Origin of the sequence: Mesorhizobium sp. M0848, from assembly GCF_040319805.1 — a bacterium.
Classification (GTDB): domain Bacteria; phylum Pseudomonadota; class Alphaproteobacteria; order Rhizobiales; family Rhizobiaceae; genus Mesorhizobium.
Window position 1 is genome coordinate 133,955 of record NZ_JAMYOM010000007.1, and the last position, 18,083, is coordinate 152,037.

Genomic DNA, 18,083 nt, shown 5'->3' on the forward strand with positions numbered 1-18,083 from the left:
CTCTCGTCGTTGGCGCTTCCTCGAAGCTCGGGTTAAGTCCCGGGCAAGGCAGCCGCCGCCATCAACGGACCGTCCCAGCCTTCGCCTGCCGTGATGACGCAGCTCTGACCATGCGTGTCGGTGGCAAGAATTGTCCAGGTGCCCTGGTCGGAGACGAATATCTCAAGAATCAGGCTCGGGTTGACCAGGCCCCGCGCCGCTTCGCTTTCGTGGAATTTTTCCCCGAGCGCTTTGATCATATCCGCACGGGCCGCGCATTGCTCTGCCATCGCCGGGGCGGCCGGAAACGCGGAAACCGCCGCGAAAAATAGCGTTGCCACAAGACGGGTCATCTGACACCTCCTTGCGCCAAACGATGTCCCCGAAGCTGTCGCCAGCGCCGTTGCTTGATCTGCCGTACCTCCTTGCGGCAGGACTGCAAACCAAGACGGCAGATGCTACTTGGTTCCATCACATTAGCGTTCAACGGATAGGGTCGCCACCGATTGCAAAAAAACGCCCGGGCGCGAGCGCCCGAGCGTTGAATCCAAACCAATTTGTTGTCCGGCTCAGTTCATCGTCGGGATGACGAATTCGGCACCGTCCTTGATGCCGGACGGCCAGCGCGAGGTCACGGTCTTGGTCTTGGTGTAGAAGCGGAACGCGTCCGGGCCATGCTGGTTGAGGTCGCCGAAGGAAGATGCCTTCCAGCCGCCGAAGGTGTAGTAGGCGATCGGCACCGGGATCGGCACGTTGATGCCGACCATGCCGACCTGGACACGGCTTGCAAAGTCGCGCGCGGCATCGCCGTCACGGGTGAAGATGGCGACGCCATTGCCCATCTCGTGATCGTTGGCGAGCTTGATCGCGCTCTCATAGGTCGGCGCGCGCACAACAGAGAGCACCGGCCCAAAGATCTCTTCCTTGTAGATGCGCATATCGGCGGTCACGTTGTCGAACAGGCAGCCACCCATATAGTAGCCGTCTTCATAACCCTGCATCGAGAAGCCGCGGCCGTCGACGACCAGCTTGGCGCCTTCCTTGACGCCGGTGTCAACATAGCCCTTAACGCGTTCCAATGCCTGCGCCGTCACCAGCGGGCCGAAATCGGCGGAAGAGTCCGTCGAAGGACCGACCTTCAGGCTTTCAACGCGCGGGATCAGTTTTTCCATCAGCCGGTTGGCGGTATCGTTGCCGACCGGGACGGCGACCGAGATCGCCATGCACCGCTCGCCGGCCGAGCCGTAGCCGGCGCCGATCAACGCATCGACGGTCTGGTCCATGTCGGCATCGGGCATGATGATCATGTGGTTCTTGGCGCCGCCGAAGCACTGCACGCGCTTGCCGGCGGCCGTGCCGCGCGAATAGATGTAATGGGCGATCGGCGTCGAGCCGACAAAGCCGATGGCCTTGATGTCGGGATCGTCGAGGATGGCGTCGACCACGTCCTTGTCGCCGTTGACGACGTTGAGGATGCCTGCCGGCAGGCCGGCTTCGAGGAACAGTTCGGCAATGCGCATCGGCACGCCGGGATCGCGCTCCGAAGGCTTCAGGATGAAGGCGTTGCCGCAGGCGATGGCCGGCGCGATCTTCCACAGCGGGATCATTGCCGGGAAGTTGAACGGCGTGATGCCGGCGACGACGCCGAGCGGCTGGCGCATCGAATAGACGTCGATGCCGGGGCCGGCGCCGTCGGTGAATTCGCCCTTCATCATATGCGGCGCGCCGATGCAGACTTCGACCACTTCGAGGCCGCGCTGGATGTCGCCCTTGGCGTCGGCGATCGTCTTGCCATGCTCACGCGCCAGGATGTCGGCCAGTTCGTCATAGTCGCGGGCGACCAGTTCGAGAAACTTCATCAGCACGCGCACGCGGCGCTGCGGGTTGGTCGCGGCCCATTTCGGCTGCGCTGCCTTGGCATTCTCGACCGCCGCGCGCAGTTCCGCCTGCGAGGCCAGCGCCACCGTGCCGCGCACGGAGCCGTCCATCGGCTGCATGACATCCTGCTTGCGGCCGCTGGTCCCGGCGACATGCTTGCCGCCGATGAAATGACCATAGTCGATCATGATTTCTCTCCCTTGTTTGTGATGCTGCATTGTCCGCCTTTGGCCGGCGGATGGCAACGCGAGTGAGAACGCAACCGTTGTGCGGAGAATAGATAACGATTGACGAGCGAGCATCAATTCCCGCAAATGGCGGGGTCACGCGACGACCCAAGGATCGATAGGCTGAGTTCCTTCGCGCCCCCCTCTGTCCTGCCGGACATCTCCCCCTCTAGGGGGGAGATTGCGCCGTCACCTCTGCTTTCGCCGATCATCGAGGCAGTCAACGACGAGCTGTCGGCGAAGCTGCCAATCTCCCCCCTAGAGGGGGAGATGTCCGGCAGGACAGAGGGGGGCGCCAAAGAACACAGCGTCGATAATTGTCATCTGGACCATCCCCATGAACTGGGATGACGTCCGCATCTTCCTCGCCGTGGCGCGCGCCGGCCAGATCCTTGGCGCGGCCAAACGGCTGGAGCTCAACCACGCCACTGTCTCGCGCCGCATCGCCGCACTCGAGGATGCGCTGCGGACAAAGCTGTTTCGCCGGTTGACCACCGGCAGCGAGCTGACGCCTGCCGGCGAGCGCTTTCTCGACATTGCCGAGCGCATGGAAGGCGACATGATCGCCGCACGTTCGACCGTTGCCGGCGAAGGCGACGATGTCTCCGGCACGGTGCGCATCGGCGCGCCGGACGGGTTTGGTGTCGCCTTCCTGGCCAAGCGCCTTGGCGCGCTGACCGCCCTGCACCGCGAGCTGACGATCCAGTTGGTGCCGGTGCCGCGCTCCTTCTCTCTGTCGCGGCGCGAGGCCGACATCGCCATCACCGTCGAGCGGCCGACGGAGGGTCGGCTGGTGGCGGGAAAGCTGGTCGACTACTCGCTCGGCCTGTTTGCCTCCCGCGCCTATGCTGACGTGCATGGTTTGCCCCAAACCGCCGCCGAGCTTGGCCAGCACACATTGATCGGCTATGTGCCGGACCTCATCGTCAGTCCCTCGCTCGACTACGCGGCCGAATTCAGCGCCGACTGGCGCACCAGCTTCGCCATCTCCTCGGCGCTCGGCCAGGCCGAAGCGGTGCGCTCGGGCGCCGGCATCGGCATCCTGCACACATTCGTCGCCCGCTCGATGCCGGAACTTGTGTCCGTCGATGCTGTCGCGCCCATCCGCCGTGCCTACTGGCTGGTCTATCACGAATCGGTCAGGCCGCTGCGCCGCGTCCAGATCGTTGCCAGCTTCATCACCAAGGCAGTGGAGCGGGAGCGAAACCTGTTTGTCTGATGCATGTCGCCCAAAAGTGATCTCGGTTTTGGGAGAACGACATGCATAAACAAAGACGCTAAAGCGCATCGCATGAATCCTTTCAAACGCGCTGCGCTTTAGCCGTGCGCCTTTTCCTTGCCACAAAACCGGCGAGTGTGGCATCAGGCGCGCGGTCGCCGCGTAGGGACATCTTTCAGAAAGCTGGCGCGGATAGACATGCGAGCCGTTCTTGCCATCCTGCCGCTGCTTTTCGTTTCCGCTTGCGCCAATCCGTGGACGAAGGTCCCGGAGGCCGAACTGCCCAAACCGATCCGCAACGCCATGGCGCGGCCTTCGCCTTTCGTCTTCGGCAATTATTGCGGCCCCGGCACCCGCACCGGCGATCTGTCGTTCCGGCCGGTCAACCGCCTCGACACGGCCTGCCGGACGCATGACGCCTGTTACATCGCCCGCCACAACCATTGTGACTGCGATGGCGCCCTCGTCACCTCCGCGAAAGCGATACGCGACGACAAGACAGCGCCGCGCAAAATGCGCGGCGAGGCCGAATTGCTGATCGCCACCTTCGCCATCCCCGTCTGCAAGGTCTTCCCGCAGGGCTTCATGCCGCCGCGTGACCCGGCGCAACTGAGCGTCCTGAATGCCGGAGCGGCCGGGTGAAGGGCCGCGCATCTGTCGCCCTCGTTCTATTCGGGCTGGCCGCCCTTGGCGGCTGTGCCGGCGGCGCTGGTCGCAGTGCCTGCGATCTCCTGCAAGGCCAGACGGCCTGCGCTCGACCCTCGCTATCGGCCAAGACAGCTGGGCCGCAGATCGCCGCCGCGCAGTTTTTCGGCGACGCCAGCACAAGCGACTACGAAAAGCGGTTCCTGGCGCTGCTCGCCCACCACCAGCTCGGCGCGATGGACCGCGCCAACGGCACCGGCCCTTTCGGTCACGACCGCTATGAGATCCGCAATGGCGATTTCCAGGCGACTTACCGGACACTGCAGCAACTGGCCGGGCCGGTTGCCGAAACGCATCTGCCGCCGGCCAGCGGCAGCAGCGGCGACGGCCATTTCGACGGACGCTGGCGGGTGTCGCGGCAGACGCTCTACATCGATGCGGCAGCGCAGCCTTCGACGCCCAGGATCTTCGATTTCTCCGGTCTGCAGGCGCGCAGCGTCGAGATCGTGCTGCGCCAGGCTGGAAAGCAACCGGCCGACATCGAGGGCACCTGCGACGGCTCGCTGGCGATCCGTGCCGGCGGCGGTTCACGCACAATCGCCACGGGCACCGCATTCCGCTTTCGCCTGTCCGGCGAGGACGACACGGTCAGCCTGTTCCCGAGTGACGGCCTGAACCGCTGCACGGCAAGGATCCGCTCCAGCCTTGCCCCGGCCGGCGCGCCGCTCACCATCCAGCGCGAAGAGACCGCCGATCCGGCTCTCGCCGCCTTCGACAGCCGCTACGAGCGTTGCCCGACGCCAGACCCAACCGGCCTCGATCCGCTCAGCCGCGCCTTCTATGCCAGCCGCTGGCTCTCGCAGACCTGTGCCTTGCCGATCGGAAAGCCGCGCCTGCTGCGCAAATCGCGCGACGGCTTCAACGCCAAGGTCGAGGCGCTGATGGGAGCACCACTGTCCGACAGCGCCATCGACAAGGGCGATCCGGAACTGCCGCTCGATTTCTCCAGGGCACCAAGGCTGAAGCTGATCTATCTGTCGTCGCTGGAGTTCAAGGCCGACTTCTCCGGTCGCATCATCGAGCGGTTGATCCGCCATCATGCAGCACTAGGCACCAAGGTCCGCATCATCGTCACCGACGTTCTGGAGCGCGACAAGGACGACGCCCTGCTGCACCGGCTGGCCGCCGAATTCCCCAATGTCGAATTGCAAGAATATCGCTGGCGGGCGGACCATGGCGCGCCGATCGACGAGCAGACCTCACAACTGCACAAGGTCCATCACGTCAAGATGCTGGCAACGCTTGCCGACGATCCCGGGCGCTCACGCGCCATCATCGGTGGCCGCAACATCCATGACGGCTTCCTGTTCCACCAGCCGATCGATCTGTCGCGCTATCCAGACCTTGAGCAATACGACAAGACCGACGGGTTTTCGCTGAACTACTATTCGAACTGGAGCGACTTCGACATCGAGTTCGCCGATCCGGCCACGGTCGAAACGCTGGCTGCGCATCTTTCGACAATGTGGCTGCGCGACGCCGACACCAATCTGGCGCGCCCCTTCTCCATTCCGGTCCGGTCCGACGGCGCCCGCCCGTCAGGCACGGCACGACACTTCATTTCGGTGCCTTACGAGGATGGTCATGCGCTGGAGGACTATTTCGTCGAGCTGGTCGACGCCGCCCGGCACCATATCCAGATCGTCAACCCCTACCTCAACCTGACGCCCAAGCTTGCCCAGGCTGTTGACCGGGCGCTCGCCCGCGGCGTGAGGATCGACATTGTCGGCCGCATCGATCTCAAGGGCGATATCGGCGGCAAGTTTCTCACCGCGCTCAACAAGCTGTTCGTCGAGAAATATGGCGACCGCATCAACATCCGCGAGTTCAAGTCGCCTGACGTGGTGCTGCATTCCAAGATCATGATGATCGACGAAAGGCTGGTCGCCATCTCGTCGGTCAATCTCAACAACCGCAGCTTCTTTCACGACTCGGAGAACGGCATGATGGTGCTCGATCCGGCCTTCTACACCAGGATGAAGCCGATCTATGACGACTATGTCGCCCACTCGAACCCGGTCGCCACCAATGTGACGATACCGTGGGCCTACCGGCTGCTGTTCGACGAGGACTGGGTCCGACAGGCGTTCTGACCTCTTATCGCAGATAACGCTCCTGAGCGAGGTCGCGGACATCGATGTCCGGCACCCGGCTGGAGATGATGTCGGCCAGAACCTTGCCCGAGCCGCAAGCCATGGTCCAGCCGAGCGTGCCGTGGCCGGTGTTGAGATAGAGATTGGAGAGCTCGGTGCGGCCGATCAGCGGCGGACCGTCCGGCGTCATCGGCCGCAGCCCGCACCAGAACGTCGCGTCCCGCATCGCGCCGGCGCCCGGAAAGAGATCGCCGACCGAGTGTTCCAGCGTGCGCCGCCGCGATTCGTGCAGCCTGAGGTCGAAGCCGGAAATCTCGGCCGTACCGCCAACCCGGATGCGGTCGCCGAGCCGGGTGATCGCCACCTTGTAGGTCTCGTCCATCACCGTCGACACCGGTGCCGCGGCGGCGTCCTTGATCGGCACGGTGATCGAATAGCCCTTGACCGGATAGACCGGGATCGGCCGCTTCACCCGGCGCATGAAACCTGCCGAATAACTGCCCAGCGCCATCACATAGGCGTCGGCGGTCTTCCAGCCTTTGCTGGTGCTGAGATTGGCGATGCGGTTGCGGCTGCGGATGACGCGCCAGATCGTCACGTCGTATTCGAACTTGACGCCGCGGGCCACACAGAGTTCGGCCAGCCTGTCGGTGAACATCTTGCAGTCGCCGGTCTCGTCGTGCGGCAGCCTGAGGCCGCCGACGAACTTTTCGCGCACCCCGGCAAGGCCAGGCTCAGCCGCGATGCAACCGTCCTGCTCGAGGATCTCGTAGGGCACGCCGTACTTCTTCAGCACCTCGACATCGCCGCCGGTGCCGTCGAGCTGCTTTTGCGTACGGAACAGCTGCAGCGTGCCCTGGGTACGCTCGTCATAGGCGATGCCGGTCGCTTCGCGCAGCGCCTTCAGCGTGTCGCGGCTGTATTCGGCGAGCGGAACCATGCGCGCCTTGTTGATCGCATAGCGCTCGGCGGTGCAGTTGCGCAGCATCTTGATCAGCCATGTCCACATATGCGGATCGAAGGCCGGCCGCACCACCAGCGGGCCATGCTTCATCAGCAGCCATTTGATCGCCTTCAGCGGAATGCCGGGTCCGGCCCAGGGCGAGGCGTAGCCGGGCGAAATCTCGCCGGCATTGGCGAAGCTGGTTTCCAGCGCCGGGCCTTTCTGGCGGTCGAGAACCGTCACCTCGTGGCCGGCCTCGGCAAGGAAGTACGCCGTGGTCACTCCGATGACGCCGCCGCCCAGCACCATGATCTTCATCGTTCACTCCTTGCCGCGCCGCACGTCCTAGGGACGCCTGGACGCGGCCGCATTTCCGATTTGCGCACGATCCCCGGCGAAAATCGATGCCGACTTTCGGGATCGTGCAGTGTTGCCTGTTCACGCCGCCGTGGGACCGGGGTCGTCATCCCCTGTCTGCCGCATTCCGGCCCTTTCGCCAAGGGGCCGCCAATCGGCTGCGGCGCTGTAGACGAGGGTGAGCCCATGCGGCCGTCGCGCCTCGACTTGGGATCTCTCCCTGACGGCACGCCGCGCGGCCTCCGGCTGGTAGAGCACGGTTGCGACCAGGACCGACTCCCGCCTGCCGTCGGCCTGTTCGATCCATGCAGTCCGGCCCTCGGCCATGCCGAGCATGCAAAGCCCCCGCCTTGTCATGATCGACAGGCTGGAGCCGACCGGACCGCGCACCTCGTTCTGCACCAGGGTCCGGGTCTGGGCAGGGCCGGCATCGACACGAAACACCAGCCTGCTGTTCAGCGTCACGATATCGGATCCGACCGAATCGATCGCGACGACCTCGGCTTTGGAAAGCTTGTCTTCAAGCATTGGAACAATCGGATCCGCGAAAGCCCGCCGACGCTCCAACATGATCTCGAGGACGGCGAAGTCCTTTGTCGTCAGCCGGAAATTCGCGCCTGTCATCGCCGTCTCCATGATCAGGACCCTTCCCGCCCGCAGGCCGGCGCATCGACCACTTCGATGGTCGCCGACAGTTCCCGGCCGCCACGACTGCTCCAGCGCACTGTCTGCCCGATGGTGGCGCCGATGAGCGCCGTCCCCAACGGCGTCAGCACCGAGATCCTGTTTTCACTGATGTCGGCATCGCCGGGATAGACCAGTGTGATGCGCTCCCCGCCATCGTTGCGGATTGTCACCGTCGAACCCATCCGCACCACGTTGGCCGGCATGGAAGCCGCTGCCGTGACGATGGCGCGGTCCATTTCCGAAAGCAGTTCTTCGGCCGTCTCGGGCACGCGGTCGAGCGACGCCCGCGCCAGGCCGGTCAGCCTGTGGTGGTCGGCATCGCTGACCAGAGGCCGGCTCGGTGGACGCAATCCTGTTGCATGTTGCATGGCAAACCTCGATGACTTGGCGCATCGAACAGACGCGCGCCTGCCGCCGCACAAACGGTGGCTTGATGAAAAGCCGGCAGCCGCGAAGCTGTCTGGCTCGGGAATGATGATCAGGTAGAAATGCCCCGGTTCGGACGGACGCCAAAAGGCGGCCGCGCCGGGGCTACGATCCCGCGATCGGGCAGACCCTGAACAAGGTTCTGATATAAGCTGGGTTGCTCATGCAAGGAGCCTTGCCGACAGGCGTCCGCTTGTCAAGCGTGGCCAAACCGCTCAACCGCCGACATAGCGCCGATGGAAGCGCGAGCCGAGGCTGGTCAGAATCTCGTAGCCGATGGTGCCGGCATGGCCGGCAGCGTCGTCGACACTTTGCGAGGGACCGAGCAGTTCGACGAGATCACCCTCGCGCAGCCTGCCGGCCGGCAGGGCGGAAATGTCGAGAATGATCGAGTCCATCGACACTCGCCCGAGGAAAGGCAGGCGCACGCCCTCGAACCAGGCGGCGGACGCGGCGCGGCGCTGCCAGCCATCCGCGTAGCCGAACGAAATCGTCGCCAGCCTGAGCGGGCCTTGCGCTTGATAGGTATGGCCATAGCCGACGCCCGCGCCCTTTTCGACGCTGCGCGTCTGTGCCACCTTTGCCTGCAGCCGCACCACCGGCAGCATCGGATTGGGCTTTGCCGGCGTCGGATTGATGCCATAGAGCGCGGCACCGGGGCGGGCGAGATCGTAGCGAAAGCGTTCCCCAAGAAAGATGCCGGAGGAATTGGTCAGCGAGGCCGGTGCCGCCGGCAGCATCTTGCGCAGCTGCTCGAATGCCAGCCGCTGCCGCTCATTGGCCGGGTGCTCCGGCTCGTCGGCGCAGGCCAGATGACTCATCACGAACCGGATGTCGATGCCGTCGAAGGCCTGCGGATCGGCGGCAACGCGCTCCACATCCCGGGGCGCCATGCCGAGCCGCGACATGCCGCTGTCGACCTGGATCGCGGCCGGCAGTTTTCGGCCGGCGCGGCGAGCCGCCACACGCCAGGCCACCAATTGTTCCGGGCTGTTGATGACGGCGCAAATGTCTGCCGCCACAGCGTCCCGCTCGGCACCGGGCGGAATGCCGTTCAACACGAAAATGGCAGGGCCCGGACCAAGCGAGCGGCGCAGGGCGACGCCTTCGCCCAGGAGCGCAACGAAGAAGACATCGCAGCCTTCGCGCAGCAGCGCCGCCGCGACCTGGCCGGCGCCAACGCCGTAGCCGTCCGCCTTGAGCACACCAGCGCAGGCAACATCGCCCAACCGCGCTTTCAGCCGCCGGTAGTTTTCACGGATTGCACCGAGATCGATGGTGAGGATGGCCCCAGCCGCCACTTCGCTTGTGGCGGTGACCTCTTCTGGCGGCGGCTTTTGGGGGGCGTCGTTCATGGCGACCCTTCGCGTGGTAGTGGATACATCAATAGGACCGCCGGGCCGGCGCGGCAACCGCGGTTGTTGTATAGCGGCTATTGCACCAGATGCCGGAACGCCGCCACCACATCCTCATAGACATGGCGCTTGAACGGCACGATCAGGTCGGGCAAATCCTGCATAGGCCGCCATGCCCATTCGTCGAACTCTGCGGTGTGGCCGCCCGGCGGCGGGTTGATCTGGATCTCGCTGGTGTCGCCGTGGAAGCGAAAGGCGAACCATTTCTGCGTCTGGCCGCGATACCGGCCCTTGAAGGCGATGCCGACGAGATGGTCCGGCAAATCATAGTTGATCCAGTCCGGCGCCTCGGCCAGCAGCGAGACGCCTCGCATGCCGGTCTCCTCATAGAGTTCGCGCTCGGCCGCCTGCAGCGGCTCCTCGCCCTTGTCGATACCGCCTTGCGGCATCTGCCAGAGCTGCGTCGTGCCGGCAAATTCGCTGTCCGGTTCGGCAATCCGGTGCCCGACCCAGACAAGGCCCTCGGCATTGAGGATCATCAGCCCGACACAGGGACGATAAGGCAGCGTTTCGCGATCAATCTTTTTAGCCATGCGTGATGGGGTCCAGCCGTTTTGAGAATTCGCTCCGGTGAGGCAGGTGGCGAGCGTTTTCGAGAACCGGAGCGGAGCGTACTTAAAGTACGTGAGCACCGGAAGCGCAGAAAACGTCGACAGATGCCCGCCGGAGTAGAATTATCAAGACGGCTGTTAGCCTTTTTGCGGGTCAATGGCCACCGCTGAAATCGGCACGATCTCGATGCCGCGCTTCTTGGCCTCGACCACCCAGGACGACACCGTATCGACCGTCAGGTCGAAGGCCGAACCGATGCCGACGGCGGTGCCTTTGGCCCGCGCGGTCGCCTCCAGACTGTCGAGCTTCTTCAGGATTTCGCCGCGATCCTGCACGGCATCGATCGCCATGTCGCCGGCGACGAAGGGCACGCCGTCCTTCAGCGCCAGGTCCGGCGCCAGGCTGCGAGCCGACGAGCCGTCATCGATATAGGCAAGGCCGCGTTTGCCGAGCTCGGCGATGAACGGCTCCATCGCCGCCGCGTCGGCGGAAAAACGGGCGCCCATATAGTTCATGACGCCGGTATAGTTGGTCGTCCGCGACAGTGCCCAGTGCAGGCTTTTCAGGTTCTCATCCGCGCTCGCCGCCACCGTCAGCGTGTTGCGGCCCGGATTTACCTTCGGATAATCGAACGGTTCGAGCGGCACCTGCATGACGATCTCGTGGCCGCTCTGCCTGGCTGCCTGCATCCACCGGCCGATGCTGTTGCCTTGCGGCGCGAAGGCCAGCGTCACTTCCGCCGGCAGCTTGGCGATGGCCGCCTGGGTGCCGGTCTGCGAAACCGAAAGCCCGCCGATGACGATCGCCACCCGTGCGCCGCGCCCGCCCGACCAGGGCCGCGCATAGACGTCGAACGGCCGTCTGCCATCGGTGGCGCGCACCGGCAACGGCCCAGTCTCGCTGGTCTCGATCAGCGCCTTGTCGGGAATATGCGCGATCTTCAGGTTCTGGCCGATGGTCGACGGATCGCGAATGACGATCGCTGCCTTGGGCGGCCCATCGCCCTCCTCCGTCTGCACATGGATGATCTGCGGCCCGCCTGATTTGACCGGCGCCTCCGGCTTCGGTGCCGCCGGGGCCAATGCAGGCGGCGCAGGGGCAGGTTCGGCCGCCGCGGTCACTTTCGGCGTTGAAACTGCAACCTCTTGCGGCTTTCGAAACGGCTTTTCCCTGAGCGCGATCGCGCCGGAGACGCCTGCCACCGCCAGCACGGCCACGGTCGCCATGATCGCACCGCCGCTGAGCTTGCCGGCGGCGCGCGGCGGCCGGACTGCCTGTCCGAGCGGGCGTTCGATGTCCTTGCCGATGTCAGCCAAGCCTAATCCCCGGGCGCATGGCTCCGAAGGCGAAGCCGCTTCGAAAGGACATGCGCGAATTCATCAATCCCGGCGCACCCCGCGCCATGTCTTGGGAGCTTTGCCTCGCCCCCCGAATCAAACTGCCGGAACCTTTCGGTCCCGGCAGCATCGCATTGCTTCCATCAGGCTCAAACAGAAAGATGGAGCGGCGCGTGGCCGCTCCAGATCCTTACTGGTTGAGAACCGCCTTTTGCGGATTGGGCGGGAAGGCCGGATCGGTCTTCTGGCCGCGCAGCAGCTGCTCGGCATAGATGAGCTGCAGATCGTCTTTCGGATCCGGCGGCACATAAGCTGCCGAGCCCGAACCGGTCGTGCTCTCATCGGCGCCCTTGATATGGCCCTTGAGGTCGGATTCGCCGCGCGTCAGGTCCCTGCCCTGCAGTTCCGGCGGCAGCGGCTGGTCGACCTTGATGTCGGGCGTGATGCCCTTGCCCTGGATCGACTTGCCGGACGGCGTGTAATAGAGCGCCGTCGTCAGCCTGAGCGCACCATTCTCGCCGAGCGGAATGATGGTCTGCACCGAACCCTTGCCGAAGGACTGCGTGCCGACCACCGTGACGCGGCGCAGATCCTGCAGCGCGCCGGCGACGATTTCCGATGCACTGGCCGAACCGCCATTGACCAGGACGATCATCGGCTTGCCGTTGATGTCGTCGACCTGCTTGGGCTTGGCGTCGAAGCGGGTGACGTCCTTGGGGTCGCGGCCACGCGTCGAAACGATCTCGCCGCGGTTGAGGAAGGCATCGGACACGCTCACCGCCTGGTCGAGCAGGCCACCCGGATTGAGGCGGAGATCCAGAACGTAGCCCTTCAGCTTGTCGTCGGGAATCTGCTTCTTGATGGTGTCGATGGCGTTCTCGAGGTCGTCATAGGTCTTTTCGGTGAAGGAGGTGATCTTCATGTAGCCGATGTCGTTCTCGACCCGGAACTTGACCGCCTTGACCTTGATGATGTCGCGCACGACCGTCAGTTCGATCGGCTTGTCGGCGCCCTGGCGCAGGATGGTCAGCTTGATCGGCGTGTTGACCAGGCCGCGCATCTTGTCGACCGCATCGTTGAGGGTCAGGCCGCGAACCTCTTCGCCGTCGATCTTGGCGATGTAGTCGCCGGCCAGCACGCCTGCCTTGGCGGCCGGTGTGTCGTCGATCGGCGTGATCACCTTGACCAGGTCGTTCTCCATGGTGACTTCGATGCCGAGGCCACCGAACTCGCCCTTGGTCTGGACGCGCATATCCTGCGCCTGCTCGGCATTCATGTAGGAGGAGTGCGGGTCAAGCGAAGCCAGCATGCCGTTGATGGCATTCTCGACCAGCGACTTGTCGTCGGGCGGTGTCACATACTGTGCCCGCACCCGCTCGAAGATATCGCCGAAGATCGCCAGTTGCTTGTAGGTCTCCGACCCTGCAGCGTTCGCCGCCGAGCCGGGTGCGCCATAGACCAGGCTCATGGCGGACGCGCCCATCAGCGCACCGGCAAACAGAAGCGACAGTTTCCGCATTATTCACGTCCTTCCAGAAAAACGGTCCGCCCACCATGGGGCCGGATCGACGGGTTTTCCATCCTTGCGGAACTCGACATAGAGTTCCGGCGTGGCATTTCCATTCTTCGAAACCGAGGTGCTCGCCACCCGGGCCTCTCCCATCGCACCGATCGGCTCTCCTGCAAGCACTGATTGACCGGTCGCGACGCTGATTCTGCTCATCCCCGCCAAAACGACATGATAGCCGTCGCCTGCGTTCAGGATCAAGAGTTGACCATAAGACCGAAACGGCCCCGCATAAAGCACATTTCCATCCGCCGGCGCGGTGACGATGGCTCCCGATTGTGTCGCAACCATGTCGCCAAGCATCACCGCGCCGTTACCGTCATCGGCGCCGTATCGCCGTTTGATGCGGCCGGTCACCGGCAGCGCGATCTGTCCTTGCAAGGCTGAAAAGGGTGCCGCGGCGGCAAGTTGGTTGCCTTCCGGCACCGGCAGCGACGCCAATTCCGCCGGCGCAGATGCGTTGTCGCCATCCGCCGTCTTCTGCTCGGCGGCCTTGGCCGCATCGGCGGCCTTGCGGCTCTTGTCGGCCTGCGCTTCGAGCGAGGCGATCAACTCTTTCAGGCTGCCGGCCTTGGCCGCCAGCGCTTCGGATCGCTGCTTTTCCGCGGCCATTTGCGTTTGCGTGTCGGCTTCGAGCTTCTGCTTGGCCTCCAGCAGCATGCCGAGCCGCTTCTTTTCCGCCGTCTGGTCGCCGACCGCCGCCGTCAGCCGCGCCCGTTCGGCCTCGATCGACGCCGTAATCCTGGTTTGTTCCTTGAGATCGGCAAGCAGGCTATCGGTCTGCTGGCGCAGTTCGGGTACCACCGCGCCGAGCAGGATGGCGCTGCGCACCGACGACAGCGCGTCCTCGGGCTTGACCAGGATCGCCGGCGGCGGGTTGAGGCCCATGCGCTGCAACGCGCCCAGCACTTCGGCCAGAACGTCGCGCCGCGCCATCAGCGAGGCGCGGATCTTCTGTTCCTGGCCCTTCAGTCCTTCCAGCCGAGCGCCGATGTCCTCGATGTCCTGGCCGAGCTTCTGCTCGGTCATCGCCGACTGGATCAATGCGGCGGTGATCGAGGCGTGATCCTTCTTGATCGTCGCGATATCGGCGGAGAGTTTGGCCAATCGTTCCGACGACAGCGTGATCTCCTTCGAGACCCGTTCATATTCGGCCCGGCTCTGATCCGGATCGGGAGCCATGTCGAGCGTGTTTTCCGCCCGCCCCGCATGCAGCGACAGCACAAGTACCGCCGCCGCGATGCCGCAGCGCGCGCGCCAGGAGCCCGTTCTTGATTTGCTGTCTTCAGACATTGAAGCCCGACTCTATGCGTGGCTTCGTTAACGAACAATCAACCATGTTCGAAACCGCCCACTCGATGCAATCTTGCCTCGGCATTGGGGCGGAAATCCGGGTGTGTCGCACCAATTCACCGGTTTACGAGCGATGGTAGGGATGTCCCGAAAGGATGGTGGCCACACGATAAAGCTGCTCTCCCAGCATCACGCGCACCAGTTGATGCGGCCATGTCAGCAATCCGAACGACATCACTAGTTCGGCCTGGTCGCGCAGCGACTGATCGTGGCCGTCGGCGCCGCCGATGGCGATGACCAACGCCTTGCGGCCACCGTCACGCAACAGGCCGAGGCGCCCGGCGAAATCTTCCGAGGAAAAGCTTTTGCCGCGTTCGTCAAGGAGGATCAAAGCGGTTCCGGGCTGCAACTGCGTCTGCAGTTTCTGGCCTTCCTCACGCCGCCGCTCGTTGGCGGTCTGGCCGCGCCCCTCGGCAATCTCGGCAATGCCGCCAAATTCAAGCCCCACTACCGGGCCGCTCTTGGCGAAACGCTCGAAATAGCGGTCGGCCAGCAGCTTTTCGGGGCCGGCTTTCATCCGGCCCACGGCATGAACTGATATCTTCATCCTCGCCTTGTAAGCCGCGCGAACGACTTAGTGGAGCGTTTCTTCCTCGAGGTCCGGCGCCTGCCACATCTTTTCGAGATTGTAGAATTCGCGGACTTCGGGGCGGAAGACATGGACGATGATGTCGCCAGAATCGATCAGGACCCAGTCGGCGCCGGATAGCCCCTCGACGCGCGCGGTGCCGAGACCGGCATCCTTGATCGCTTTGAGAAGATGATCGGCGACAGCCGCGACATGACGGTGCGATCGGCCCGAAGCGACGACCATGTAGTCGCCGAGGCTCGATTTCCCCTGGATGTCGATGGAGACAATGTTTTCGGCCTTGGAGTCTTCCAGACTGGCAAGGACTGTCTTGATGGCGCGGGACACGGCGTCGTCTACGCTGATCCTGGCCGGCGAAGGCATGATATCGGCCTTCTTCCGCAGTGCTGTTCTCAGTGTATTTCCTTTCGCAGCAAGAACAACCAAATCACCCCTTGAAGCAGGTGACACCACTTAGATAGGCAGAGTTCCCTGACAGTTTCAAGACGGGACCCTGCCTCGCACGAACGTATTGTCGCTCTTGTGGTTCCGCCGCACGCCGGAAAAGATCGGAACCCTCACCGCCCGCATGGGTTATCGGCTCACCGACCAACCGGATTTCCCCCATGCCGATCGACCCGCAAAACGCTTTTCTCAGCGTCCAGGCTGGCCTCGCCCAACTGAGCACGCTGATTGTTTCGTACTCCTTCTCGGCCATCGGTGCCGTCATCCTCTTGATTGTCGGCTACATCGTCGCCGGTCTTGCCGAACGTTCGATCTTCGCTGGTCTCGGCCATATCCATGGTTTCGACGCGACGTTGCGGCATTTCTTCTCGAAGATCGTCCGCTACGCCATCCTGATCCTCGTCACCATCATGGTGCTCGGCCAGTTCGGCGTGCAGACGGCCTCGATCATTGCCGCGATCGGTGCCATTGGCCTCGCCATCGGCCTGGCGTTGCAGGGCACGCTGCAAAACATCGCCGCCGGCATCATGCTTCTGGCGCTGCGGCCGTTCCGCATCGGCGAATCCGTCGAGGTCGGTTCGATCGCCGGTACGATCGAGGAGATCGGCCTGTTCGCGACCAAGCTCAGGACGGCCGACGGGGTCTACATATTGGCGCCGAACTCGACGCTGTGGAACCAGCCGGTGCGCAACTTTTCGCGCAACGGCGTACGCCGCAGCGACATCATACTCAGCATCGGCTCCTGGAACGACATCGACAGGGCGCAGAAAGCCTTGCTTGCCATTGCCGCGGCCGAACGGCGAGTGAAACGTGAGCCGGCACCGATCGCTTTCGTCTCGACATTGGGCGACAGCACTGTTTCGATTGCCCTGCGCTATTGGACATCGTCGGCGGACTTCTTCGCCACCCAGACCGATCTCACCAAGCGCGCCAAACAGGAGTTCGATAGCGAAGGCATATCGATCCCGCTGCCGCCGCCGGAAGCGCCCCAACCGGAAGCCCGTCGACAATAGTCGGTTGGCTCAGTGCCGGCCCTCATCGTCCGGTGCGAAGGCAAGTTCGACCGGCAACGGCGCCTGCGCCGTCATCGGTGCGAAGCTGCCGGTTTCACCGACCGGGACCGCACGCGTCGTGAACACGCGCAAAAGCACGAACAGGCAGAAGGCTGCGGCGATGAGAACAGCCACATAGATGAAAGCCTGCGTTCCGAAGACGGCTGAAAGCGCCGTCACGATGCCGGGCACGACGAAACCCGACAGCGACCAGGCAAACAAAAGCGAACTGGACAGCGCCACCATGTCGTCCTTGCCGGCGCGGTCGGCGGCATGTGCGCTGGCCAGCGAATAGATCGATTCCGAGGCGCCGTCCCACACGATATAGATCACAACCAACGCGGCCAACGCGCCGCCATCGAACCCGAGCGCAAACAGGCCGGCAACCATGGCGAGCGCGGATGCGGCGATCAGCACATAGCGGCGGTCGGTTCGGTCGGAAATCCAGCCAAGCGGGATCTGCAGGATCAGCGTGCCGAGAGGCATCGCCGAAAGCAGCAGCGCCACATCGGCCTGGCTGTAGCCCTTGGCCGTGGCGTGGATCGGCGCGAAGCCCGCAATCGACATCGACAGGCCGCCGACCGCAAGCATGCCGGCGACGCCGACCGGTGAAACCCGCCAGGCACGGCGCAGCGCCACCGAGGCCGCCTGCGGTGCCGGCGGCTGGGCAAGTTTGGTCATCCCGACAGGGAGGATCGATAGCGCGGTGAAGACGATGCCGATCAGCGGCGCATCCGCTGTCCTGATATCGACCAGCGCCAGCGTCGCGTAGCCGACGCCGAGCCCGGCGACATAGGCAACGTAGAAGAAAGCCATCACCCGGCCGCGGATGGCGTTGGCAACGGCATCGTTGAGCCAGCTCTGCGCGACGATGAACAGGCCGCAGATGGCAAAGCCGTAGAGCGCGCGGGCGGCTATCCACAGCAGCGGATGGACCCCGGCGCCGACCGCGGCGTTGGCCAGCGCGATCAGCGCCGACAACACCATGAAGGCACGGGCATGGCCGACCCTTCGCACCAGCGGTCCGGTCAGGATGCAGCCCGCCAGCCCGCCGGCCGAAAGTCCGGTGATGATCAGCCCGGCCCAGGTCGGATCGAAACCCTCGGCGCCGAGCCGAACCGGGATATAGGCAAACATCAGCCCGTTGCCGACGGCAATCAGTGCCATCGACACGATGACGCTGGCAATCGCGATCAGCGGCGTGGGCTCGGCGCCCTGCTCGGCTTCGCTGCGGGTTTTCCTGGGAATCGACATGCCTGC

Annotated in this window: 17 protein-coding genes; 4 read left to right on the top strand and 13 right to left on the bottom strand. The window is 64.1% G+C overall.

What is annotated here, in order from left to right; all coding sequences use genetic code 11:
* Positions 1–32: 32 nt before the first annotated feature.
* Positions 33–332: a hypothetical protein gene (locus NKH95_RS10155; protein ID WP_023811797.1), complete on the bottom strand. Its 300-nt coding sequence runs from the start codon at positions 330–332 to the stop codon at positions 33–35.
* A gap of 216 nt (positions 333–548) precedes the next feature.
* Positions 549–2,045, bottom strand: coding sequence for a CoA-acylating methylmalonate-semialdehyde dehydrogenase (locus tag NKH95_RS10160; protein WP_023811796.1), 1,497 nt, complete (start codon positions 2,043–2,045; stop codon positions 549–551).
* Positions 2,046–2,421: 376 nt separating this feature from the next.
* Between NKH95_RS10160 and NKH95_RS10165 the strand changes: the two genes are divergently transcribed.
* The 3 genes from NKH95_RS10165 to NKH95_RS10175 all read left to right on the top strand — a co-directional run bounded on the left by NKH95_RS10165 (position 2,422) and on the right by NKH95_RS10175 (position 6,101).
* On the top strand, positions 2,422–3,303 hold the full coding sequence (locus tag NKH95_RS10165) for a LysR family transcriptional regulator (protein WP_023811795.1): 882 nt from the start codon (positions 2,422–2,424) through the stop codon (positions 3,301–3,303).
* A 198-nt stretch (positions 3,304–3,501) separates the two neighbouring features.
* Positions 3,502–3,945 (top strand): phospholipase A2 family protein, encoded by a 444-nt coding sequence (locus NKH95_RS10170; RefSeq protein WP_023811794.1) that lies wholly within the window; start codon positions 3,502–3,504, stop codon positions 3,943–3,945.
* Entirely contained in the window at positions 3,942–6,101 is a 2,160-nt protein-coding gene (locus NKH95_RS10175; RefSeq protein ID WP_352864804.1) for a phospholipase D-like domain-containing protein, read from the top strand. The genes NKH95_RS10170 and NKH95_RS10175 overlap by 4 nt, the downstream gene beginning before the upstream one ends.
* A 4-nt stretch (positions 6,102–6,105) precedes the next feature.
* Here NKH95_RS10175 and NKH95_RS10180 read toward each other — a convergent pair whose 3' ends face one another.
* The 10 genes from NKH95_RS10180 to rsfS form a co-directional block, all read right to left on the bottom strand.
* Positions 6,106–7,362 (bottom strand): D-amino acid dehydrogenase, encoded by a 1,257-nt coding sequence (locus NKH95_RS10180; RefSeq protein WP_128304957.1) that lies wholly within the window; start codon positions 7,360–7,362, stop codon positions 6,106–6,108.
* A gap of 120 nt (positions 7,363–7,482) precedes the next feature.
* Entirely contained in the window at positions 7,483–8,025 is a 543-nt protein-coding gene (locus NKH95_RS10185; protein WP_352677044.1) for a GreA/GreB family elongation factor, read from the bottom strand.
* Between the two features lie 14 nt (positions 8,026–8,039).
* The gene (gene rnk, locus NKH95_RS10190; RefSeq protein ID WP_023811790.1) at positions 8,040–8,456 is read right to left on the bottom strand and encodes a nucleoside diphosphate kinase regulator; all 417 of its coding nucleotides are present in this window, start codon (positions 8,454–8,456) and stop codon (positions 8,040–8,042) included.
* 273 nt (positions 8,457–8,729) lie between these two features.
* Positions 8,730–9,869: an alanine racemase gene (gene alr / locus NKH95_RS10195; RefSeq protein ID WP_352772993.1), complete on the bottom strand. Its 1,140-nt coding sequence runs from the start codon at positions 9,867–9,869 to the stop codon at positions 8,730–8,732.
* Positions 9,870–9,946: 77 nt separating this feature from the next.
* Complete coding sequence (locus tag NKH95_RS10200; RefSeq protein WP_023811788.1) at positions 9,947–10,462, bottom strand: RNA pyrophosphohydrolase; 516 nt, start codon at positions 10,460–10,462, stop codon at positions 9,947–9,949.
* A 156-nt stretch (positions 10,463–10,618) separates the two neighbouring features.
* Positions 10,619–11,797: a divergent polysaccharide deacetylase family protein gene (locus NKH95_RS10205; protein WP_352440993.1), complete on the bottom strand. Its 1,179-nt coding sequence runs from the start codon at positions 11,795–11,797 to the stop codon at positions 10,619–10,621.
* Between the two features lie 211 nt (positions 11,798–12,008).
* Positions 12,009–13,340: a S41 family peptidase gene (locus NKH95_RS10210; protein WP_023811786.1), complete on the bottom strand. Its 1,332-nt coding sequence runs from the start codon at positions 13,338–13,340 to the stop codon at positions 12,009–12,011.
* Positions 13,341–14,678: a murein hydrolase activator EnvC family protein gene (locus NKH95_RS10215; RefSeq protein ID WP_352677039.1), complete on the bottom strand. Its 1,338-nt coding sequence runs from the start codon at positions 14,676–14,678 to the stop codon at positions 13,341–13,343. It lies immediately after the preceding gene.
* Positions 14,679–14,802: 124 nt separating this feature from the next.
* Positions 14,803–15,285, bottom strand: coding sequence for a 23S rRNA (pseudouridine(1915)-N(3))-methyltransferase RlmH (rlmH, locus tag NKH95_RS10220; protein ID WP_023811784.1), 483 nt, complete (start codon positions 15,283–15,285; stop codon positions 14,803–14,805).
* Between the two features lie 27 nt (positions 15,286–15,312).
* Positions 15,313–15,690 (bottom strand): ribosome silencing factor, encoded by a 378-nt coding sequence (gene rsfS, locus NKH95_RS10225; protein WP_013529073.1) that lies wholly within the window; start codon positions 15,688–15,690, stop codon positions 15,313–15,315.
* A gap of 242 nt (positions 15,691–15,932) precedes the next feature.
* On the opposite strand from rsfS, the gene NKH95_RS10230 reads away from it, so the two are divergent.
* Positions 15,933–16,784: a mechanosensitive ion channel family protein gene (locus NKH95_RS10230; protein WP_352440995.1), complete on the top strand. Its 852-nt coding sequence runs from the start codon at positions 15,933–15,935 to the stop codon at positions 16,782–16,784.
* A 9-nt stretch (positions 16,785–16,793) separates the two neighbouring features.
* Here NKH95_RS10230 and NKH95_RS10235 read toward each other — a convergent pair whose 3' ends face one another.
* Positions 16,794–18,077 carry an MFS transporter gene (locus NKH95_RS10235; RefSeq protein ID WP_352440996.1) on the bottom strand — a complete coding sequence of 428 codons (1,284 nt, stop codon included), beginning with the start codon at positions 18,075–18,077 and terminating at the stop codon, positions 16,794–16,796.
* Positions 18,078–18,083 lie beyond the last annotated feature (6 nt).

Coding starts and splice junctions, on each gene's coding strand:
- rlmH (WP_023811784.1), bottom strand. CDS start 15,285: ATGAAGATATCAGTTCATGCCGTGGGCCGGATGAAAGCCGGCCCCGAA.
- NKH95_RS10200 (WP_023811788.1), bottom strand. CDS start 10,462: ATGGCTAAAAAGATTGATCGCGAAACGCTGCCTTATCGTCCCTGTGTC.
- NKH95_RS10165 (WP_023811795.1), top strand. CDS start 2,422: ATGAACTGGGATGACGTCCGCATCTTCCTCGCCGTGGCGCGCGCCGGC.
- rnk (WP_023811790.1), bottom strand. CDS start 8,456: ATGCAACATGCAACAGGATTGCGTCCACCGAGCCGGCCTCTGGTCAGC.
- NKH95_RS10160 (WP_023811796.1), bottom strand. CDS start 2,045: ATGATCGACTATGGTCATTTCATCGGCGGCAAGCATGTCGCCGGGACC.
- NKH95_RS10155 (WP_023811797.1), bottom strand. CDS start 332: ATGACCCGTCTTGTGGCAACGCTATTTTTCGCGGCGGTTTCCGCGTTT.
- NKH95_RS10230 (WP_352440995.1), top strand. CDS start 15,933: ATGCCGATCGACCCGCAAAACGCTTTTCTCAGCGTCCAGGCTGGCCTC.
- NKH95_RS10185 (WP_352677044.1), bottom strand. CDS start 8,025: ATGACAGGCGCGAATTTCCGGCTGACGACAAAGGACTTCGCCGTCCTC.
- alr (WP_352772993.1), bottom strand. CDS start 9,869: ATGAACGACGCCCCCCAAAAGCCGCCGCCAGAAGAGGTCACCGCCACA.
- NKH95_RS10215 (WP_352677039.1), bottom strand. CDS start 14,678: ATGTCTGAAGACAGCAAATCAAGAACGGGCTCCTGGCGCGCGCGCTGC.
- NKH95_RS10235 (WP_352440996.1), bottom strand. CDS start 18,077: ATGTCGATTCCCAGGAAAACCCGCAGCGAAGCCGAGCAGGGCGCCGAG.
- NKH95_RS10180 (WP_128304957.1), bottom strand. CDS start 7,362: ATGAAGATCATGGTGCTGGGCGGCGGCGTCATCGGAGTGACCACGGCG.
- rsfS (WP_013529073.1), bottom strand. CDS start 15,690: ATGCCTTCGCCGGCCAGGATCAGCGTAGACGACGCCGTGTCCCGCGCC.
- NKH95_RS10170 (WP_023811794.1), top strand. CDS start 3,502: ATGCGAGCCGTTCTTGCCATCCTGCCGCTGCTTTTCGTTTCCGCTTGC.